Consider the following 19,658-nt stretch of genomic DNA (forward strand, 5'->3'; position numbering starts at 1 on the left):
TGTGGCACACACCACAGGAAGAAGCGGACAAAAGTTACCGCGCTCAATAAAGTTACTGAGCGCGGTGATGTGATCGTTATCCGGAGTTGAGCATCCTCTAAACGAACACTCAGTAATTTCCGGAGGAGATCACTCCGGCATGAGCGTCTCGATCAGGGTCTCCTGGAGCCCGCCGAGCCAGAAGTACGCCATGACCATCGGCTTGCGCGGATCGGAGTCCGGCAGCCCCAGCAGCTCACCGCCGTCGGCCTCGTCGGTGACCTCCAGGCGGGTCCCGATGGCCAGCCGCAGGTCGTTCAGCGCGCCCAGCCAGTGCCGGGCCTTCTCCGGTGCCAGCTCCAGCACGCCCGGGGCCCCGGCGGACGCTCCGGAGGCCAGCGAGTCCAGGTCGCGCACGACCGTCAGGGCGTCGTCGCGCTTGCGCGCCCGCAGGTCGTTCTCGGTGAAGCGGCGGAACTCCGCGGACGCCTCCCGCGCCTCCTGCTCCTCCCGCGCCCCGAGCTGCTGGTCCGGCGGGGAGTAGGCGTCCGGGAAGAGCCGGGCGAGCGCCGGATCCTCCGGCGGCTTGCTGGGGCCGTCCGCGAAGAGCGCGGCCAAGGGGTCCTCGCCCCCGGCGGGCTGGTCGCCCGGGCCGATCAGCTCGGCGAGCTGCATGGCCAGGCTGCGCAGGATGGAGATCTCCACCTCGTCCAGGGCGATGGCGGCGCCGCCGCCCGGCAACGGCTCGAAACGTCCCGACATCAGCGCTCCTGCTGGAGGGTCGCCCACAGGCCGTAGCCGTGCATCGCCTGCACGTCGCGCTCCATCTCCTCGCGGCTGCCGCTCGAGACGATCGCGCGGCCTTTGTGGTGGACGTCGAGCATCAGACGGTTGGCCTTGTCCTTGGAGTAGCCGAAGTAGCTCTGGAAGACGTAGGTCACATAGCTCATGAGATTGACGGGGTCGTTATGGACCACCGTCACCCAGGGAACGTCGGGCTCCGGCACCGACGAGGGTGCTTCACGGGATTCGGGACGTTCGATCTCCACGGGCGCGACACTCACACGTCCCATGCTGCCACCCGGCACGGGTCGCCGCCTAAACCGGCACCCAGATCTCGTCACTCTGACGAGTACGGGAGGTAGCATCGTCAACCATGGACACTGCGGACTTGGGACTGCCGGTGGACGTGCCGTCGACCGCACTCTTCACCGACCGGTACGAACTCACCATGCTGCAGGCCGCGCTGCGGGCGGGCACCGCCGACCGCCGCTCGGTCTTCGAGGTATTCACCAGGCGCCTCCCCGAGGGCCGCCGCTACGGTGTCGTCGCCGGCACCGGGCGGGTGCTGGACGCCGTCGAGAACTTCCGCTTCGACGCGGGCGTGCTGGACTTCCTCGCCCAGCAGCGGATCGTGGACGAGCCGACGCTCGCCTGGCTCGCCGACTACCGCTTCCGCGGCGACATCTGGGGCTACCCCGAGGGCGAGGTCTACTTCCCCGGCTCGCCGATCATGCGGGTGGAGGGCACCTTCGCCGAGGCGGTGCTGCTGGAGACGGTCATTCTCTCCATCTTCAACCACGACTCCGCGGTGGCCGCCGCCGCGTCCCGGATGTCCACCGCCGCCGGCGGCCGGCCGCTCATAGAGATGGGTGCCCGCCGCACCCATGAGCTGGCCGCCGTCGCCGCCGCCCGCGCCGCCTACGTCGGCGGCTTCGCCACCACCTCCGACCTCGCGGCCGGATTCCGCTACAACATCCCCACCGTGGGCACCAGCGCCCACGCCTTCACCCTGCTGCACGACAGCGAGCGGGACGCCTTCACGGCGCAGGTCCAGGCGCACGGCAGCGGCACCACCCTGCTGGTGGACACCTATGACGTCGCCGAGGCGGTGCGCACCGCCGTGGAGGTGGCCGGCAAGGACCTGGGCGCCGTGAGGATCGACTCCGGCGATCTGCTGCTGCTCGCCCACCGGGTGCGCCAGCAGCTCGACGAGCTGGGCGCCAAGAACACCAGGATCACGGTGACCAGCGATCTCGACGAATACGCGATCGCCTCGCTGGCCGCGGCCCCCGTGGACGCGTACGGGGTCGGCACCCAGCTGGTCACCGGCAGCGGCCACCCCACCTGCTCGATGGTCTACAAGCTGGTCGCGCGGGCCGGTTCGGACACCCCGGACGCGCCGCTGCTGCCGGTGGCCAAGAAGTCCATGGGCGCGAAGTCCTCGGTGGGCGGCCGCAAATGGGCGGCGCGGCGGGTGGACGAGCACGGTGTGGCCGAGGCCGAGGTGGTCGGCACCGGGGCGGTCCCCGAGGAGCTGGCGGGCCGTCAGCTGCTGGTGGAGCTGGTGCGCGGCGGCGAGATCGTGGCCCGGGAGCCGCTGGACGCGGCACGGGACCGGCATATCGCCGCCCGGGCCGGGCTGCCGCTCTCGGCGACCCAGCTCTCGCGCGGCGAGCCGGTCCTGCCCACCGAGTACCTGACGGCCTGAGGCGCGTCATGAGGGGAAACGCGGGGCATGCCCACTGCCGCAATCGACGCGGAGTGTCTACCCTCGGTGACATGCACCGGGCACTGATCGTCGTCGACATCCAGAACGACTTCTGCGAGGGCGGAAGCCTCGCGGTGACGGGGGGCGCGGATGTCGCGGCCGCGATCACCGATCTGATCGGGGAGGCGACGCCCGGTTACCGCCATATCGTCGCCACACGTGATCACCACGTCGCCCCGGGCGATCACTTCTCGGACAACCCGGACTACGAGCACACCTGGCCGGTGCACTGCGTCGCGGGCACCGAGGGTGTCGGGTTCCACCCGAACTTCGCGCCCGCCGTCGCCTCCGGCGCGATCGAGGCGGTCTTCGACAAGGGCGCGTACAAGGCGGCGTACAGCGGTTTCGAGGGCGTCGACGAGCACGGCACCCCGCTCGCCCAGTGGCTGCGCGAGCGGGAGGTGACCGAGGTGGACGTGGTGGGCATCGCCACCGACCACTGTGTGCGGGCCACCGCGCTGGACGCGCGCCGCGAGGGGTTCGCCGCGCATGTCCTGCTGGACCTGACCGCGGGCGTCTCCCCGGGCACGACCGAGCGCGCCCTGGGCGAGCTGCGGGCGGCCGGGGTCGAGCTCAGCGGCAAGCCGGTCGTCTGAGGGCGCCGGAGGCGCTCTGCGCGCCTCCCAGCCGCCCTGGCGGCCCCTGCGGCCGCCCTCCGGGCCCCGGCGCCACGAGGGGCCCCGGCGCTACGAGGCCGGGGCCGACGGTCTGAGCAGAGCGGCGATCGGATGCCACAGCTCCCCTCCCCGGTCCGGCGCGGTGCGCCAGACCAGCCCGTCGGGATGGTGCAGCACCGCCGTCACCTCGTCGGGCGTCGGCGGGGCCATATTGCCGCGCAGATAGATGGCGCGAAGCCCGAGATTGCGCAGCCTGGTCAGGGCGCGCTGGCGGTTCACGGCGTGTACCAGGACGCGGACGCCGCCCTCGCCCAGCGGGCTCGGCAGCGTCAGTGCGACCACCACGCTGCCGCCCGGCAGCTTGGTGAATCCTCCGTTGGCCATTGCGGGTCATGTCCCCCGTGAGACGTCGTGTCAACAAGTTGGTCGTAGGGGCATCTAAACGCGAACGGCCGCCGCCCGCTAGAGGGCGACGGCCGCTACTGCTCTGACCTGCGAAAACGCAGACGGTGTGGATCTAGGAGGCGGATGGTCCGACCTGGACGGTCATCGTCGAGCCGCCCGGGAGCTCCTTGAGGATCTTGATCCGGGTGTTGGTGTCAGCAATCTTCACACTGCCGGTCGGATTACCCTTGTCCCAGTACGTCGCCTTGTGGTCATCGAAGACCGGGATGCCCGGCTTCGGCTTCACCTTGGCGGCCTTGCCGTCCTTGTGCAGCGTGAAGCCGTCCGACGGGAGCCGGCTGAAGGGCGAGTCGTACGCCTGGATCCGGTTGCGCATCAGCGTGCCGTCCGCCCACTTCTCGGGGGTGGCGTGCGCGTCGATCGGCAGGATCAGGCCGCTGCCCGGGTGGACGCCGACGTTGTTGTCCGGCTGCGAGGTGTCCCACTGCCAGATCAGCAGCCCGTTCTGGTACGGGAAGTGCTCGACCCAGTCGGGCCGGGTGGAGGCCCAGCCGAAGTTGTACGGACCGGTCTTCAGGGTGGTGTCGTACGAGACGTACTGGCGGTTCTCGGCGATGTAGTACTGCGGGTAGTCCTTGCTGAAGGACGCGCCGATGCGCGAGAAGCCGTTCGCGGTCCAGCCGTTGTCATCGCCCTCGGCGCCGTCGCTGAGGACCGGGGCGCCGTCGGCGGTCAGGGTGATCGCGTCGGCCGCGAAGCCCTTCTGCGCCACACCGCCGTCGGTCTGGTAGCGGAAGCGGAGCTCGATCTTCTTGCCCGCGTAGGCGTCCAGCGGGAAGGAGAGCTTCTTGTACGCCCCGGCGGTGCCGGTCAGCGCGGGCTTGTCACCGGCGTCGCGCGGAATGGCCTTGCCGTCCGCCGTACCGTCGATCGGCGTCCAGTTGGCGCCGCCGTCGGTGGAGACCTCGGTGTAGAGGTAGTCGAAGTTCTCCTCGATGTCCCACCAGCCCTGCAGATCCAGGCTCGCCTTGGACTTACCGGTGAGGTCCACGGACCGGGTGAGGGTGTTCTTCAGGTCGTCCCCCATCCCGCTCCACCACTGCTTGGTGCCCTCGGCGGGGGCGACCACCTCGGTGGTGACGGGCTTGGCGGGCAACTCCACGACCAGCGCCTGCTTGTTCCTGGTGTTGTACTCGGCGACCCCGAGCGTGTGGGTCGACTTCTTCCCGGCCTTGGCCGAGGCGTAGTTCAGCCACCCGAGCTGCAGCTTGTCCCAGGCGTTCATATCGCCGGGCAGATCGCCGATGGCGTCCTTACCGGTGCCGAGCCACGATCCCGCGGACATCAGCGACCAGTAGGCGACGGACGACTCCCCCTTACCGGTGGTGTCGTACTCGTCCGGCAGGCCCAGGTCATGGCCGTACTCATGGGCGAAGACACCGAGGCCGCCGTTCTCCGGCTGCATCGTGTAGTCGCCCACCCAGATGCCGGTGTCGCCGATCTGGGTACCGCCCGACTTGTTCTCGCCCGGGCCGGTGTTGCCCGCGTCGGTGCCGTACGCGTACCAGCGGTGCGCCCAGATGGCGTTCTCGCCCTCGGCCCCGCCGCCCGCGGACTCGTCCTCACCGGCGTGGACGATCTGGAAGTGGTCGATGTAGCCGTCGGGCTCGTTGAAGTTGCCGTCGGCGTCGTAGTCGTAGCGGTCCCACTGGTCGTACTCGGCCAGGTCCGCCTTGATCTGCGCGTCGGTGCGGCCGGCCGCCTTCTGGTCCTTGGCCCACTGGTTGACACCGTCGCGGATCAGGTCCCAGGCGTTGGCGCAGTTGGTGTCGCCGCAGTAGTTGGAGCCGTACCGGGCCTCGTTCCAGTCGACCTTGACCCAGTCGGAGACCTCGCCGTCCACGGAGTAACGGCCCGAGGACTGCTTCTCGTAGTACTTCTTCAGGGACTGCTTCTTCTTGTCCTTGGAGAAGTAGAGGTCCTGGAAGTGCTCGCGGTTGTAGTCCTTCTGCCAGGCCGTGCTGTTGTCGTCGGCGCGGTCCGGCTCGGCGATGGTGTTGTGCGCCGGGCCCGGGTCGCCGCCGTACTTCTTCACCGGCGGCTCGGGGCCGTCACCGTCCGGGTCGTACATGGTGGTGTCGTCCACCTTGTCGCCGAACTCGACCAGGATGGTGAAGATCTTGTCGGTCTTCTCCCGGGCCAGCTCGACGTACTTGCCCTTGCCGAGCTTCACCACCTTCGACGCCCCGCGCGTGGCCGCCTTGGTGTCACCGGAGATGACCTGACGCAGCGCCTCCTGGCGCTGCGCCTCCTGCTGCTTGCTGTACGGGCCCTCGAGATCGTGCTGGACATCCGTCTTCGCGGGCGCCGGATCATGGCGCTCAACACGCGTAGACGGCGCGTCCGCCTGAGCCATGCCAGTCGAGAGTGCCGCCGCGCCGAGCGCGGCCACCACCGTGGCTATGGCGGCCGATCTGGCCGTTCTCCATTGGCTGTTCACTCGCTCAGTCCTCCCCTTTCACACCGGTGCCGGACATTTGACCGGAGTGGCAGGCGAAAAGACAGACCTTGACTTGGACTGATGAGACAAGTACGTTCTGCGATCCCGGCGTTCCGGTTAACGGACAGCACCGGGCGCGCCGTGCGCGCCGGTTGGAGAGACCGATGATTCCGTGCGCCCCCTGTGCAACGGCGCCGTGGGTGAGGTCACGCTTACTTCCGTTCCCCTCGGGCATTCACCACCGTAGAGTCAAGCTGACGGTCACATCAGCCTGACCCATGCCCCCTGCATATCGCCCCCGAGGACGGATACCGCCATGCCGCGTCCGACTCCTGCACAGCTTGCCTATGGTTCGGCCACCGTCGTTCTTTCGACCTTCGCCATGCTGCTGCTGTCCCAGACCCGATCGGGACTCGGTATCGCGGTGGTCACCGTGGTCGGGCTCGCATCCGGGCTCCTCGTCGCCGTCACCGTGCCGGTGGCCCGGGTCTCCCGCCCCAGCCGCACCGTCCGCACCAGCGGCCCCGCGGCGGGGTCCGGACCGGCCGACTCAGCGGGGGCGCGCACCCGGGCGCACGCCGACTCAATGCGCGGCTGACACCACCACGGTCCGCGCGGCCTTGTCGTGCAGACAGCGCTGGAACGGCTTGTCCCACAGCAGTGATGCCGAGTTGACCAGCCAGAAGACCGTGCCGACGAGCAGCGGGATCAGCATCCCGGGCAGGACGTAGACCGCCGCGCGGACCCAGCCCTGACCGGCCGGCACATCCCCGTCGGACAGCATCGCCACCCGGATGCGCAGCGCCTTCTTGCCGAGCGTCTGTCCGCTGCGGGCCAGCATGACGCCCTCGTAGCCGAAGTAGAGGGCCATCGTGATGATGAGTGCGAGGGTCACCTTGCCCATGTCCTGCTCGCCCGGGTGGTCCAACGTGTACTGGAGCGCGCCGGTCGCGATGAGCGCCACCGTCCAGATGACGCCGAGGACGATGATGTCGATGAGCCGGGCGGCGAAGCGCTGACCAGGGGTGGCCAGCGGGGGCATCCCGGTGGGGAACGCGTGCGGGGGCGAGGACAGCGGGTCGGGGGCCATGCCCCCGATTACATCAGCGCTCCCGGTGGACCGGAAGCTCAGGGTGGCACCTCAGGGGCACTGGCGCTCAGGGCACGGCCGAAGCTCAGGGCACGGCCGAAGCTCAGGGCACCGCCGAGACCACGAGGGTCTTGGCCGCCTTGTCGTGCAGGCACTGCCGATAGGGCCGGTCCCAGGTGCACCACAACACATTGATCAGCCAGAAGACGAAGCCGCAGCAGGGCACGATCTCGGGCAGGGCGTACACCCCGGCGCGCACCCAGCCGGCCGGGCCGGCCGGCGGCTGGCCGTTCTCCAGCAGGGCGACCCGGATCTTCATCGCCTTCTTGCCGACCGTCTGGCCGTCCCGGGTCAGCATCAGCCCCTCGTAGACGAAGTAGACCAGGACGTAGATCAGCGTGACGATGGTCGAACGGGCGCTGCCGTCGACCGGGTCGTAGCCGCCGGTGATCGCGCTCAGGACGAGCCCGACCGGGATGCCGATGAGCAGCGCGTCGATGATCCGGGCGATCAGACGGCGGCCGAGGTGCGCGAGCGGAGGCATCCCGGCGTGCGGCTCGGCCCCGGCGGTGCGCTCCTCGTACGGGGAGCCGTTCGCCCGTGGATATTTGGCGAACGGATCGCTGCTGTCCCGGTCCCGGGGCTCATCGGGCCCGGGGGGCGGCTGGTCGGTGCTCATGGCCCGAGTCGACCCCGGAGCCGGGCCTGTCGCATCCGGCGCGCACCGTTCGGGCGACCGGGATCGTCCATCCGCCTCAGTGGGGGCGGGCGGGAGGGAGGCTCGATGGTCGGGAGGGGAGCAGCAGCGCTCACTCCGCCGCGGCCGTGCTCACTCCGCCGCGGCCTAGTCGGCCGCCGCGACGAAGGTGCGGGCCGTCTTGTCGTGCCAGCACTGCCGCCACGGGCGGTCGAACAGGCACCACAGCACGTTCAGCACACCGATGACGAGCACCCCCAGCACCGAGTAGACCAGCCAGCGGCGCAGCGCCGCGCCGAACGACGGGGTGTCGTGCCCCTCGATGTCCAGCACCCGCACCCCGCTCAGCTTCTTGCCCAGCGTGCGGCCCCACTTGGCGGTCGGCAGCGTCTCCAGGACGATGCCGAGGACGAGCAGCAGACCGAGGACGATGCCCAGATAGCCGCCGGTCGTGCCGTCCAGGAAGTAGACCGTGACGGTCTCACCGCTCTGCTTGGCCGTCTCGACCTTCTCGTCGATGTGGTCGCTCGCCTTGCCCCACAGCGGGAACGCGACGGCGCCGACGACGCCGAGCAGCACCACCGTGTCGATCAGCCGGGCGGCGAGGCGACGGCCGAGCGGGGCGGGCCGTCCCTGGGCCTGGGCGGCCTGCAGGAAGGGGTTGTCGACGGGCGGCTTCCAGGGGATGACGCCCTCGGGCGCGCCCGGCGGGGCACCATGCGGTGCGACCTGCGGCGCGCCCTGCGCCGGGCCGGGCTGCTGGGCGAACGGGTGCCCCTGCTGCTGCCAGGCCGGGCCGCCGCCCTGGGCGGGGATACCGCCGAAGGGCTGCTGGGGCTGGTACGGCTGTGGGGGCTGCTGAGGCTGATGTGTCTGCGGAGGCTGCTGGGGCTGCTGGGGCTGCTGGGGCTGCTGGGGCTGCTGGGGCTGGTGCGGGGGCTGGGCCGGAGGTGCCGCTTCGGCGCCCTTGCGCGCGCCGCCGCGGCCGATCGCCCGGATCGCCATCGTCCCGTCGTCACGGCCGGACGCCGGGTTCCGGCCCTGGCCCTGGCCCTGGCCCTGGCCCGTCGTGGGCGCCGCTCCGTCGCCGCGCCCCACCGCGCGGATCGTCATCGTCCCGTCGCCCGCCGCGGCGGGCGTCTCCGCGTCGTCCGCCGAGGGCAGCTCCGGGGCCCGGCGCACCGGCGGCAGGGCCTGCGTCGAGCGGTCCACCGTCCCTCCGCTGCCGCCCCCGCGCATGGTCAACGTGCCCTCATCGCGACCGGCGCCCTCGCCCGGGCCCGCCCGCCGCGGGTCGGGCACCCCGGGCCACTGCCCGCCACCGGCCTGGGCGCCGCCGGGGGCGTCCGTATCCGAGCCCCAGGAGATCCGGCGGTCCTGCTCACCGCCGAATCCGCCCTGCCGGGACGCGTCCGCCTGCCAGGTCGACCCGGCATCGGGACGGGTGCCGTACAGCCGCTGGGGATCGTTCCAGTCGACGGGGGCCGGGACGCCACCGGGCGGCACCGGCTGGGGCCCCATGCCACCGGCCGCCGCCTCGGGCGGCCCGCCCGCGCCCCGGACGTCCATCTCGGCGCTCCGGCGCAGCTCGGGCAGGGCGCTGCCGGTCTCCTCGGCGGGCCGCGGCTCCGGCTCCTCGTCCAGGAACATCGGGCCCGTCTCGTCCGGCGCCGGGCTGATCACCTGGGTATGGGTGACGCCGGGCGGCGGCGCGGGCATGGCCTCGCCCGCGGCCGGGGCGGGGCGGCTGGTGCCGGGCACCCAGGCGGCACCGTTCCAGTAACGGATGTAGCCGGGGATGGACGGATCAGGATAAAAGCCAGGAATGGAGCTGCCGTCCGCGGATCCTGAGGTAGGGGCGCTCATGATCTCCGATGTCCCATATCTGCTCGGCCGTGCTGTACTGCGCTGCGCCTTTACGGTGCCTCGCGGTGAGGGGGGCGTAAGCAGTTTGCCGTACAGGAGCCGCTGTGCAACCCGGAACGCGCGCTGTCATGGTCTATCAGACCGGCCCGCCGACGGCGCCCACAGCTCCTCCACCACTCTCCCGTGCGAGCGCCACAAAACCTTACGAGCGGCGACGGCCCGCCTGGCACCACCCGGCCTAGGTTCAACAGACCTACTCTGACACGCTCGGTTGGCCTTTCCGTTGCCAATACTGGAACCCATGGACCGCAATACCGAGCTCAGTGAGTTCCTGCGGAGCCGCAGGGCTCGCCTGAGCCCTGGGGACGCGGGCGTGAGCGTGACCAACGACAGCCCCCGTCGAGTGCCGGGGCTGCGCCGCGAGGAACTGGCGCAGCTGGCCGGGGTGAGCACGGACTACTACACGCGTCTGGAACAGGGCCGTCACCTCAATGTGTCGGAGACGGTGCTGGACGCCGTGGCCCGTGCGCTGCAGCTCGACGAGACCGAGCGCGCGTACCTCTTCGAGCTGACCCGGCCGCGCCCCCGGCGCACGGTGCGCCGCCGGCCGCCCCGCCCCCAGCGGGTGCGGCCCGGGGTGCATGCGCTGCTGCGGACGCTGGACGGAATCTCACCGGCCTTCGTCCTCGGGCGCAGGGGCGACGTCCTGGCCTCCAACCAGCTGGCCCGGGCACTGATCATCGACTTCGAGGCGCTCCCGTACCACGAGCGGAACATGGCCCGCTTCATGTTCCTCGACGAGGCGGCCCGTTCGCTGTGGCCGGAGTGGGAGACGGTCGCGGCGGAGGGGGTGGCATCCCTCCGGCTGGAGGCCGGGCGTCATCCCGACGATCCCCGGCTGACCGAGCTCGTGGGCGAGCTCACCATCAAGAGCCCTGAGTTCCGCACCTGGTGGGCCGACCACAACGTGCGGGAGAAGACCCACGGCGTCAAGCTCTACCACCATCCAGTGGTCGGGGACATGACGCTGGCCTACGAGAACGTGACCGTGCCCGGCGATCCCGACCAGGCTCTGTACATCCACACGGTCGAGCCCGGCTCCCCCTCCGAGGCGGCCCTGCGGCTGCTGGCGAGCTGGACCGCGACTCCCTCGGCCGATCCCTCCGCGCCCTCGTCCGAAGCGCGTCCTTCGGGGGCACCGTCCTCCGACGTCTCCCCCTGATCCCACCCCTTTCCCCGCACACCCTTCCCCCCTCCCCCGCACACCCTTCCCCCTTCCCTTCACCCATCCTCTTTTTCCTAGTTCGTCGCAGGGAGACACGTTTATGACCACCAGCGTCACCGCCTACGCAGCCCCCGCTCCGAAGGCCCCGCTGGAAAGGACCACCGTCGAGCGCCGCGCCCTGCGCGAGCACGACGTGCTGATCGAGATCGCCTACGCCGGTATCTGCCACTCCGACATCCACCAGGCCCGCGAGGAGTGGGGCACCGCTCTCTTCCCGATGGTGCCCGGCCATGAGATCGCCGGTGTGGTCGCCGAGGTCGGCCCCGCCGTCACCGAGTACGCCGTCGGCGACCGGGTCGGCGTGGGCTACTTCGTCGACTCCTGCCGTGAGTGCGAGAACTGCCTCGCCGGCGAGGAGCAGTACTGCCTCAAGGGCGAGGTGACCACGTACAACGGCAACGAGTACGACGGCGCCCCCACCTACGGCGGCTACAGCACCCACATCGTGGTGGACGAGAACTACGTGCTGCGCATCCCCGAGGGCATCTCGCTGGACGTCGCCGCCCCGCTGCTGTGCGCCGGGATCACCCTCTACTCCCCGCTGGCCCACTGGAACGCCGGTCCCGGCAAGAAGGTCGCCATCGTGGGCCTCGGCGGCCTCGGCCACATGGGCGTGAAGATCGCCCATGCGATGGGCGCCGAGGTGACCGTGCTGAGCCAGACGCTCCGCAAGAAGGACGACGGGCTGCGGCTGGGCGCCGACCACTTCTACGCCACCGGCGACGAGTCCACCTTCACCGAGCTGGCCGGCACCTTCGACCTGATCGTCAACACGACCTCGGCGAACCTCCCGCTGGACGGCTATCTGTCGCTGCTGAAGCTGGACGGCACGCTGGTGCACGTGGGCGCGCCGGAGAACCCCAGCGCGTTCAGCCAGTTCTCGCTGATCATGGGTCGGAGGTCGATGACGGGATCCAAGATCGGCGGCATCCGGCAGACCCAGGAGATGCTCGACTTCTGCGCCGAGCACGGGCTCGGCGCGGAGATCGAGGTGATCAACGCCGACCAGATCAACGAGGCCTACGACCGCGTCGTGAGCAGCGATGTGCGGTACCGCTTCGTGATCGACATCGCCTCGTTGAAGGCCTGATCGGCATCGCCTTCCTGAAGGCGTGATCGCGTTCTGAAGCCGAGGCCGTCCGGACCACCCCCGGGTCCGGGCGGCCTCACCGTCTCAGATCTTTATTTCAAGCTGCCTTCAGATGGGCGACTTCGCGCGCCCGTTCGGCGACACTGCGCACAACCGGCAGCGACGCATACGGCTTGAGGCCGGTGCGCAGGTTCCGCAGGTGCTCATCCCCCCGCGCAGAGCTGATCATCTGGTGCTCGTCGAGGAACTCGTTCCAGGTGGCACAGGCCGCCTCGACGTGCCGCATGGCCATCTGCCGTTGAGCGATCACCCCAAGGCAGTGCACTCGCCCCTGACGTTCCTGGAGGCTGCGGGCGGCGTTGGAGCGGCGCAGGGCCTTGATGCTGCCCGGCCCGTCCTTGAGTGACCACCTGACGTGCGCCTCGTGGAAGTGGAAGGCGGCTTCGTCGTACCCACCCACGGCATCCCGCCGGCTGTCCGCCTGAGCCAGCGCGGCCTCCGTCTCACGCAAGCGCGTCACAGCGGTGTTCCGGTCGCCGGTCATCGCCGCCGCAGCGGCCTGCTGTCCACGCAGGAACGCCACCAGACGCGGCCCGGATGCGGGTGCTGCCTCCGCTGCTGCGTCCGCAAGTTCCAACGCCTTTGGCCCGTAGCCGAGGTGGGACGCCTGCAAGGACATGCCTCGCAGGGTCCGGCAGTAGGTGACGTGGTCCTCGCCCCTCGCCGCGAGATCGAGCGCGCGCAGGTAATACTTCTGCCCAAGCCCTTGCTTCATCTCATACATCGCCATCCAGCCCGTGAGGTACACGAAGTCCGAGACGGCCGCGAGCATGGCCTTGCGCACCTTGTCCGAGGCGTCAGCGCGCAGATAGGTGCCGATGGTGTTGGTGATGAACGCCGCCGCCATCGGCCGAGCGTGACCAGCTCCGATCTCGTCCAGGATCTCGGCGACCTTGTCCGTCATCTTGGCCACGGTCTCAACGTCGCTCATTCCGATACGAAGAGGGCTCCCCGCGCGGGTGTCCTTCACACGCTGGTCCGGTTCCCCGGCTAGCTCGTCGTATGTGGGGACCACCAGCGTGGCCGCGTACATAGCCGCGGTCAGCACGCTGCGGCGGGACGGTTCCATATCTGCTCGGCTCAGCGCCATCACTCCAGAAACAACATCGCGCTCTTCGGCCGGATCGTCCCCCCAGCCGACTTCGGCGGACGTTACCGGCCGCCCAGCGAGTCGGGAGAGCGCTTCGAGGATCGCGGGCCGTGCCTGCGGCTTCGGTGTACTGCCGGCGAGCCACTGCGAAACGCTCGACTTGTCGTAATGCAGCGTGACCCCGAGTTCTTTTCCGACGGCGTTTGTGCGCCGCGCAAGCTGCGCGTTTCCGATCCCCTCCGTCTGCATCAGGCCCGCGAGAGCCCTGTTCGGCGTGCGCAGTCGTCGTGCCATTCCGACCCCCGAGCTGTGTTCAACCAGTTCAACCGTGCCTCCACTCTGCTCCCTTACCCCGATGCACGCACTGGAGTTGAGTGATTACCGGCCGTTCGGTGATCGAGACCGGGCGGCCGGTTGACGGTCGCACCGGTTTCTTCACCCTCAACCTCCTAGAAGGACCGGCGCGGCTTTCCCCCGCCCCCCCTGACCAAGGCGTGATCCATAACGATGACGGCAAGCAGAGCCCGCGCGACGGGATGCCAGGGCTACAGCGAGACCCACCCGCGCACAAAAGAGACGGCGTCCGTGGCTCGCGGCCTGGTCCGCACGGCGTGCGCCGCGTGGGGCCTCGGCGACGAGACGGCGGAAGCCGCCGCGCTGGCCATGTCCGAACTCGTCACCAACGCCGTGAACCACGCCCGGGGGCACAGCCTGCGCGTGATCGTGGACCGCCCGGCGAATGACCGGCTGTACCTGGCGATCGTGGACATGGACCCGTCCCGGGTGCCGATGCTGCGCACCCCCGGAGGCGACGACACCGACGGGCGGGGCCTGATCCTGGTCGACGTTCTTGCCGACCGGTGGGGCTACGACCTGTTGGGCCCCGCGCGGCGGCCGAACCGTAAGCGTTGCTGGGCCGAAATGAAGGCGGCCCCGTGATGCTGCTCGACGGCTTGGACGAAGCGGTGAAGGAGGCTACCCGCCGCAGCGTCGGCGCAGCTCCGCCTCGTGCCTTGCCCGTGCCCGCCTCCGGGAACGGGGCGATTCGCACCGTACGACCACCGAGGCCACGCCGTCGGGGCGCGGCCGACCTGTCACAGGAAGGAACGCGGAATGACCACAGCCACCGCTGATGTGAGGGAAGCCTTCCCGCTCGCGCGCCAGGGTGGGCGCATCCCGTACAGCAGCGCACCGCCGAGCGGACCGGACACGCGCCCATGGATTCTCCGTTTCGCCCGCGTCCCCGACGCCACGCAGGCGACCGTGAAGCCGCCGGCCGTCTACGACAACGAATTACAGATGTCCCGGGGCTTGTACGACGGCCCGCTCCCCTACATGCAAACCCACAACCCCACGGTTCCCGACGGCAATGTGAAGAACCCCCCGCCGCTCGACGAGGGCGCGAAGGACTGATGCCCTCATGTCCACCGTTCTCGTGATCGCAGCGCGCGACGACTGGCCGACCGACCGCGTCGTCAAGGCACTCACGGACGGTGGAGCGGAGGTGTTCCGCATGGACACCGCCGAGTTCCCGCAAGAGGTCACCCTCGCCGGGCGTATCGACGCTCGGCGAGCGTGGTCCGGCGGACTCACCACCGCTCACCGCGCCGTCGACCTCGCCGACGTCTCCGCCGTCTACTACCGCGCCCCGAACCCGTTCAGCCTGCCCGCGAGCATGTCGGAACCCGAGAACCTGTTCGCCGCCGCGCAGGCCCGCGCCGGACTCGGCGGCATCATCACCGCCCTCGACTGCCGATGGGTCTCCCACCCCGCCGCCATGTCCCGCGCCGAGTACAAGCCGCTTCAGCTCGCCACCGCTCGAACCTGCGGCTTGACCGTTCCGCCCACGCTCATCACCAACAGCCCCGATGCCGTCCGCGCGTTCGTCGGCGACGTAACCGGTCCGATCATCTGCAAGCCGGTGGCCACGCCTGTGTTCATCGAAGACGACCAGTTCAAGGCCGTGTACACCCGTCGTGTCACCGAGGACGACCTCGCCGACCTGCGCGGCATCGACACCACCGCGCACCTGTTCCAAGCGTGGGTCGACAAGGCGTACGAGGTGCGGCTCACGGTCGTCGGCGACCGGCTGTTCCCCGCTGAAGTCCACGCGGGCAGCGACGCCGCACATACGGACTGGCGCAGCGATTACCGCTCGCTCACGTACCGGATCGGCACAGCCCCACCCAACGTCGTCGAGGGCGTGCGACGCTACATGGATCGCCTTGACCTCCGGTTCGCCGCCTTCGACTTCGTCGTCAGCCCCGACGGGGTTTGGACTTACCTGGAAGCGAATCCGTGCGGGCAATGGGACTGGATCGAGCACGCAACCGGCCTGCCCATCGCCCAAGCCATCGCCGACGAACTGCAAGGAGTCTCCCGATGAACGCCCCAGCCCTCGACCAGGCCCGCCCCTACATGGCGGCCCTCGCCGACGAACTCACTCAGGCCGGCGCCATCCGCACCCGCCCATGGGCCGAAGCGTTCGCCAATGTCCCCCGCCACGTGTTCGTCCCCCAGTGGTTCGAGCAGGAGACCAGCGACAAAGGCATCACCGTCTGGCGCGAGCACCGCGCCACCACCGCCGAGGACACCCTCGCCGCCGTCTACCGCGACCAGACGCTCGTGACCGCCCTCGACCCGGCCACCGCCGAGCAGGTCGACGAGACGGCATGGACCGGCGTCCCGACCTCGTCCAGCACTCTGCCAAGCCTCATGGCCGGCATGCTCGAAGACCTCAACACCGAAGATGGACACCGGATTCTCGAAATCGGCACCGGCACCGGCTACAACGCCGCCCTATTGTCCGCACGCCTCGGGGAACACCTCGTCCACTCCGTCGACGTCGACCCCGCCCTCGTCGAGGCCGCACAGCGGCGCCTCACCGACGCCGGATGCACCCCCCAAGTCATCCCGGGCGACGGAACGCGGGGCTACCCCACCGGGGACACATTCGACCGGATCATCGCCACCTGTTCCGTGCCCGCCATCCCCCAAGCGTGGATCGACCAGAGCAGGCCCGGAACCATCCTGATCACCGACGTCGCCCTCGGCATCGAGGGCGGCCTCGTCCGCCTCGCCGTCGACGAGCACCAGCGCGCCCTCGGCCACTTCACCACCACCGCCGGCCGCTTCATGGCAACCCGCACCGACGCACGCACCTACGCCCCACCCCCACGACGTGAACGGGCACCGGAAGCAGAAACCCGACCCACGGTGGTCACCGCCGAGCACATCCGCGGTCACTACCCCTTCCGCCTGTTGCTCGCCTTCCACCTGCCCGAGGCGGAATTCGTCTACCACCTCGACGACACCACAGGCACCATGGCCATCCAGATTCAGCAGCCCGACGGGTCTTGGGCCCGCACACCCCTGACCGGCGACAATACCGGCACCGTCAGCTACGGCGGCGACGCCGAACTCTGGCAGCAAGCCGAGTCGGCTTGGCGTTGGTGGAACGACGTCGGCCGCCCGTCGCAGGACCGGTTCGGGTACGCCCGTGAAGCGGACGGAAGCGCTTACGTCTGGCACATCCCCGACGGAACCCGATGGAGCCTCCCCCACTCCACAGCTGGGCATGCATGAAAGACACCGCATGGGGCACCGTCGCCCGACTCGTCGAGCGGCTCGACGCAGCGAGCGCGGCCGCGCCCGAGGCCGCCCGCCTGCTGCGCGTACTCAAGATCAGTGACGAGGCGGGCGAGGTCGCGCAGAGGGCTTGCCCCGAGGTGGGGACCTGCCAGGGCCGCCGTCAAAAGAGCTTGCCGGGGTTGAGCAGGCCCAGCGGATCGAAGACCTGCTTGATCCCTTGCTGCAACTCCACCCCCACCGGGCCCAGTTCCCGCGCCAGCCACTCCCGCTTGAGGACGCCGACGCCGTGCTCACCGGTGATGGTGCCGCCGAGCTCCAGACCCAGCGCCATGATCTCGTCGAACGACTCCCGGGCCCGCCGCGACTCGTCGGGGTCCGCCGGGTCGAAGCACACCGTCGGATGGGTGTTGCCGTCCCCGGCGTGGGCCACGACGCCGATCGTGAGGGCGTGCTTCTCGGCGATGGCGGCCGTGCCGTCGATCATCTCGGCGAGCCGGGAGCGGGGCACACAGACGTCGTCGATCATCGTGACGCCCTTGACCGCCTCCAGCGCCGGAAGCGTCATCCGGCGGGCCTGGAGCAGCATGTCGGACTCGGCGGCGTTCTCGGCCGGGACCACCTCCGTCGCACCGGCCGCCGTGCACAGCTCGGCGACGGCGGCGAGGTCGGGGGCCGGGTCCGGGGTGTCGAACGCCGCCATCAGCAGGGCCTCGGTGGACTCCGGCAAGCCCATGTTCCCCATCGCGTTGACCGCGCGGACGCTCGTCCGGTCCATCAGCTCCAGCAGCGAGGGGGCGTGGCCGCGCTCCATGATCCGGCAGATGGCATCGCAGGCGGACGCGGTGGAGGGGAACTCGGCGGCCAGGACCAGCTGTTCGAGCGGGGCGGGCTTGAGGGCGAGGACCGCGCCGACGACGATGCCGAGGCTGCCCTCGGAGCCGACGAACAGCCGGGTCAGGTCGTAGCCCGCGACGCCCTTGGCGGTGCGGCGGCCGGTTTTCAGCAGCCGCCCGTCGGCGAGGACGACATCGAGCCCGAGGACGTATTCGGCGGTGACGCCGTACTTCACACAGCACAGCCCGCCGGACGCGGTGCCGATGTTGCCGCCGATCGTGCACTGCTCCCAGCTGGAGGGGTCCGGCGGATAGTAGAGGCCCTTCTCCATGACCGCGCGGGACAGGGCCGCGTTGATCACGCCCGGTTCGACGACCGCGATCCGGTCGACCGGGTTGATCTCCAGGATCCGGTCCATCTTGACCAGGGACAGCACGATGCAGCCCTCGGACGCGTTGGCCGCGCCCGACAGGCCGGTGCGCGCGCCCTGGGGCACGACCGGGACGCGCAGCGCGGTGGCGGTGCGGCAGACGTGCTGCACCTGCTCGACCGTGCGCGGGAGGACGACGACGGCGGGCACGCCCGCCTCGCAGAAGCTCGCCATGTCGTGTGCGTATGCCCCGGTCACATCCGGGTCGGTCAGCACGGCCTCCTCCGGGAGGCCCTCCCGCAGCAGTTCGATGAGGTCCGTCATGAGTCCAGCCTCGCACCCGGGAAGCGCGCGGGGAAGATCGTGACAGCGGACGGCTTACCGCGAAAATCGTCGGTCTACTGCGCCTTGTAGTAGACGCTGACCTTACGGTCACCGGCGGCGCCCGAGGCGAAGCCCATGCACAGCCGCCGGGGGCTGGAGAGCTGGACGGCCATGCCCTCGGGCTCGCGGTAGCTCAGCGAGTAGGCGGCCTCGGTGCGGGCGCGCTGGACGAGCTCGCCGGTGCGCAGATCGATGCAGGAGACGTAGGTGTTGCCGTGGCCGGAGGGCGGGTTGGCGCCGTCCTCGCCGGTGTAGGCGGTACCGGTCATCTGGTACGCGTAGTCGCCGAGGACCGTGAAGCCCTGGAAGACCTCGCCGTCCTCGACGCCGGTCTGGGGTATGTCGTCGTATACGGCGGTGTAGTCGCCCGCGCTGACCCCGGAGAGGCTCATCAGCCGGTAGCGGACCTCGCCGTCGAGGCGGTAGCGCAGCAGCAGCCGGCGGTTGAGCATGTCGACGGCGGGCTGGTTGCTGGTGGAGCCCGCCACCGGGCGGTGCTTGACCAGCGAGGACGAACCGGACGACAGCACGGTGCCATCGGCGAACTTGAAGCGGCTGATGGCGCGGCCGTAGCCGGAGTCGGGGTTGGCGTCCGACTCGGTCCACAGATAGGCGGTGGAGCCCACCGGCTCGCAGCCCATCGCGACGCCGTGCCCGAATCCCTTGAGGTACATGGAGCCCAGCTCCGCACCGGCCACGGACAGCTTGGTGACGCACAGATCGCCGTGGGCGGCGCGGTCGGCACCGGAGACGGGGGCCGACTCCCCGCCGAGCTGGATACCGCCCTGCATCAGCTGGACGGTGTAGAGGTGGCCATTCACGTCATCGAACGCGAAGGACTGCAGCACGGTGGCGTTGTGCGGGGTCTTCTCGCGGATCAGCTGGGTGGAGGGCACCGACAGATCGAACCGGCCCCCCGCCACGGTGACGGCCCCCGCGCGGGCGGCGAAGGCACCGAGCGCGCCGGCCGCGGCCACGCCCCCGCCGAGGGTGAACCTACGCCTGGTCAAACGACCCGCAGTGTACTTTTCCGTGTGCATTGATACTCAACAACTCCCATGCGATCACGCCGTGTTGGAGTGAACAGATCGCCGAGAGTGTAGACGCTGGGAAAGCGCTCCCATTCACATGTTCGGGTTTTCTGGCATGAGCGGCGCATGCGCATAACGGAGCAAGGGTGCATGTCCACACGAGTACGGGGGACGGGCGCGGCCGCGTCACGCGGGGCGGGCCCTGGACCCGCCCCGCG

At 69.9% G+C, this 19,658-nt stretch carries 19 protein-coding genes; 9 read left to right on the forward strand and 10 right to left on the reverse strand.

What is annotated here, in order from left to right; genetic code table 11:
• Positions 1–129: 129 nt before the first annotated feature.
• Both AS97_RS18900 and clpS read right to left on the reverse strand, forming a co-directional pair.
• Positions 130–741, reverse strand: coding sequence for a DUF2017 domain-containing protein (locus AS97_RS18900; RefSeq protein ID WP_210565327.1), 612 nt, complete (start codon positions 739–741; stop codon positions 130–132).
• On the reverse strand, positions 741–1,052 hold the full coding sequence (gene clpS, locus AS97_RS18905) for an ATP-dependent Clp protease adapter ClpS (RefSeq protein WP_086706501.1): 312 nt from the start codon (positions 1,050–1,052) through the stop codon (positions 741–743). The genes AS97_RS18900 and clpS overlap by 1 nt, the downstream gene beginning before the upstream one ends.
• Positions 1,053–1,135: 83 nt before the next feature.
• Here clpS and AS97_RS18910 point away from each other — a divergent pair, with 83 nt between their 5' ends.
• A complete protein-coding gene (locus tag AS97_RS18910) occupies positions 1,136–2,470 on the forward strand; it encodes a nicotinate phosphoribosyltransferase (protein ID WP_059144471.1) in 1,335 nt (444 codons plus the stop codon).
• Between the two features lie 71 nt (positions 2,471–2,541).
• Entirely contained in the window at positions 2,542–3,126 is a 585-nt protein-coding gene (locus tag AS97_RS18915; protein ID WP_059144472.1) for a nicotinamidase, read from the forward strand.
• Positions 3,127–3,216: 90 nt separating this feature from the next.
• Here AS97_RS18915 and AS97_RS18920 read toward each other — a convergent pair whose 3' ends face one another.
• Positions 3,217–3,531, reverse strand: a complete 315-nt coding sequence (locus tag AS97_RS18920; protein WP_059144473.1) for a hypothetical protein — start codon at positions 3,529–3,531, stop codon at positions 3,217–3,219.
• A gap of 133 nt (positions 3,532–3,664) precedes the next feature.
• A complete protein-coding gene (locus tag AS97_RS18925) occupies positions 3,665–5,968 on the reverse strand; it encodes an immune inhibitor A domain-containing protein (RefSeq protein ID WP_247204416.1) in 2,304 nt (767 codons plus the stop codon).
• 400 nt (positions 5,969–6,368) lie between these two features.
• Between AS97_RS18925 and AS97_RS18930 the strand changes: the two genes are divergently transcribed.
• Entirely contained in the window at positions 6,369–6,650 is a 282-nt protein-coding gene (locus AS97_RS18930) for a hypothetical protein (RefSeq protein ID WP_086706499.1), read from the forward strand.
• On the opposite strand, the gene AS97_RS18935 is transcribed toward AS97_RS18930, so the two are convergent.
• From AS97_RS18935 to AS97_RS18945, 3 genes are all read right to left on the reverse strand, one after another.
• A complete protein-coding gene (locus AS97_RS18935) occupies positions 6,636–7,142 on the reverse strand; it encodes an RDD family protein (protein ID WP_059144476.1) in 507 nt (168 codons plus the stop codon). The genes AS97_RS18930 and AS97_RS18935 overlap by 15 nt on opposite strands.
• A 103-nt stretch (positions 7,143–7,245) precedes the next feature.
• A complete protein-coding gene (locus tag AS97_RS18940) occupies positions 7,246–7,821 on the reverse strand; it encodes an RDD family protein (protein ID WP_210565329.1) in 576 nt (191 codons plus the stop codon).
• Positions 7,822–7,986: 165 nt separating this feature from the next.
• Positions 7,987–9,705 carry an RDD family protein gene (locus tag AS97_RS18945; RefSeq protein ID WP_210565330.1) on the reverse strand — a complete coding sequence of 573 codons (1,719 nt, stop codon included), beginning with the start codon at positions 9,703–9,705 and terminating at the stop codon, positions 7,987–7,989.
• 301 nt (positions 9,706–10,006) lie between these two features.
• Here AS97_RS18945 and AS97_RS18950 point away from each other — a divergent pair, with 301 nt between their 5' ends.
• Complete coding sequence (locus tag AS97_RS18950; protein ID WP_210565331.1) at positions 10,007–10,927, forward strand: helix-turn-helix transcriptional regulator; 921 nt, start codon at positions 10,007–10,009, stop codon at positions 10,925–10,927.
• A 103-nt stretch (positions 10,928–11,030) separates the two neighbouring features.
• Complete coding sequence (locus AS97_RS18955; RefSeq protein ID WP_210565332.1) at positions 11,031–12,080, forward strand: NAD(P)-dependent alcohol dehydrogenase; 1,050 nt, start codon at positions 11,031–11,033, stop codon at positions 12,078–12,080.
• Between the two features lie 97 nt (positions 12,081–12,177).
• On the opposite strand, the gene AS97_RS18960 is transcribed toward AS97_RS18955, so the two are convergent.
• Positions 12,178–13,524 (reverse strand): hypothetical protein, encoded by a 1,347-nt coding sequence (locus tag AS97_RS18960; protein WP_210565333.1) that lies wholly within the window; start codon positions 13,522–13,524, stop codon positions 12,178–12,180.
• A 213-nt stretch (positions 13,525–13,737) separates the two neighbouring features.
• On the opposite strand from AS97_RS18960, the gene AS97_RS18965 reads away from it, so the two are divergent.
• From AS97_RS18965 to AS97_RS18980, 4 genes are all read left to right on the forward strand, one after another.
• Positions 13,738–14,169 carry an ATP-binding protein gene (locus AS97_RS18965; RefSeq protein WP_059144482.1) on the forward strand — a complete coding sequence of 144 codons (432 nt, stop codon included), beginning with the start codon at positions 13,738–13,740 and terminating at the stop codon, positions 14,167–14,169.
• 174 nt (positions 14,170–14,343) lie between these two features.
• Positions 14,344–14,643: a hypothetical protein gene (locus tag AS97_RS18970; protein ID WP_210565334.1), complete on the forward strand. Its 300-nt coding sequence runs from the start codon at positions 14,344–14,346 to the stop codon at positions 14,641–14,643.
• Positions 14,644–14,650: 7 nt separating this feature from the next.
• Positions 14,651–15,616 (forward strand): ATP-grasp ribosomal peptide maturase, encoded by a 966-nt coding sequence (tgmB, locus tag AS97_RS18975; RefSeq protein ID WP_210565335.1) that lies wholly within the window; start codon positions 14,651–14,653, stop codon positions 15,614–15,616.
• Positions 15,613–16,815, forward strand: a complete 1,203-nt coding sequence (locus tag AS97_RS18980; protein ID WP_210565336.1) for a methyltransferase domain-containing protein — start codon at positions 15,613–15,615, stop codon at positions 16,813–16,815. Before tgmB ends, AS97_RS18980 begins: the two co-directional genes overlap by 4 nt.
• A gap of 166 nt (positions 16,816–16,981) precedes the next feature.
• On the opposite strand, the gene AS97_RS18985 is transcribed toward AS97_RS18980, so the two are convergent.
• Positions 16,982–18,349 (reverse strand): FAD-linked oxidase C-terminal domain-containing protein, encoded by a 1,368-nt coding sequence (locus AS97_RS18985; RefSeq protein ID WP_059144486.1) that lies wholly within the window; start codon positions 18,347–18,349, stop codon positions 16,982–16,984.
• 74 nt (positions 18,350–18,423) lie between these two features.
• Positions 18,424–19,419: a teichoic acid biosynthesis protein C gene (locus tag AS97_RS18990; protein WP_247204417.1), complete on the reverse strand. Its 996-nt coding sequence runs from the start codon at positions 19,417–19,419 to the stop codon at positions 18,424–18,426.
• Between the last annotated feature and the right edge of the window lie 239 nt (positions 19,420–19,658).

The organism is Streptomyces sp. AgN23, from assembly GCF_001598115.1.
Classification (GTDB): Bacteria; Actinomycetota; Actinomycetes; order Streptomycetales; family Streptomycetaceae; genus Streptomyces; species Streptomyces antimycoticus.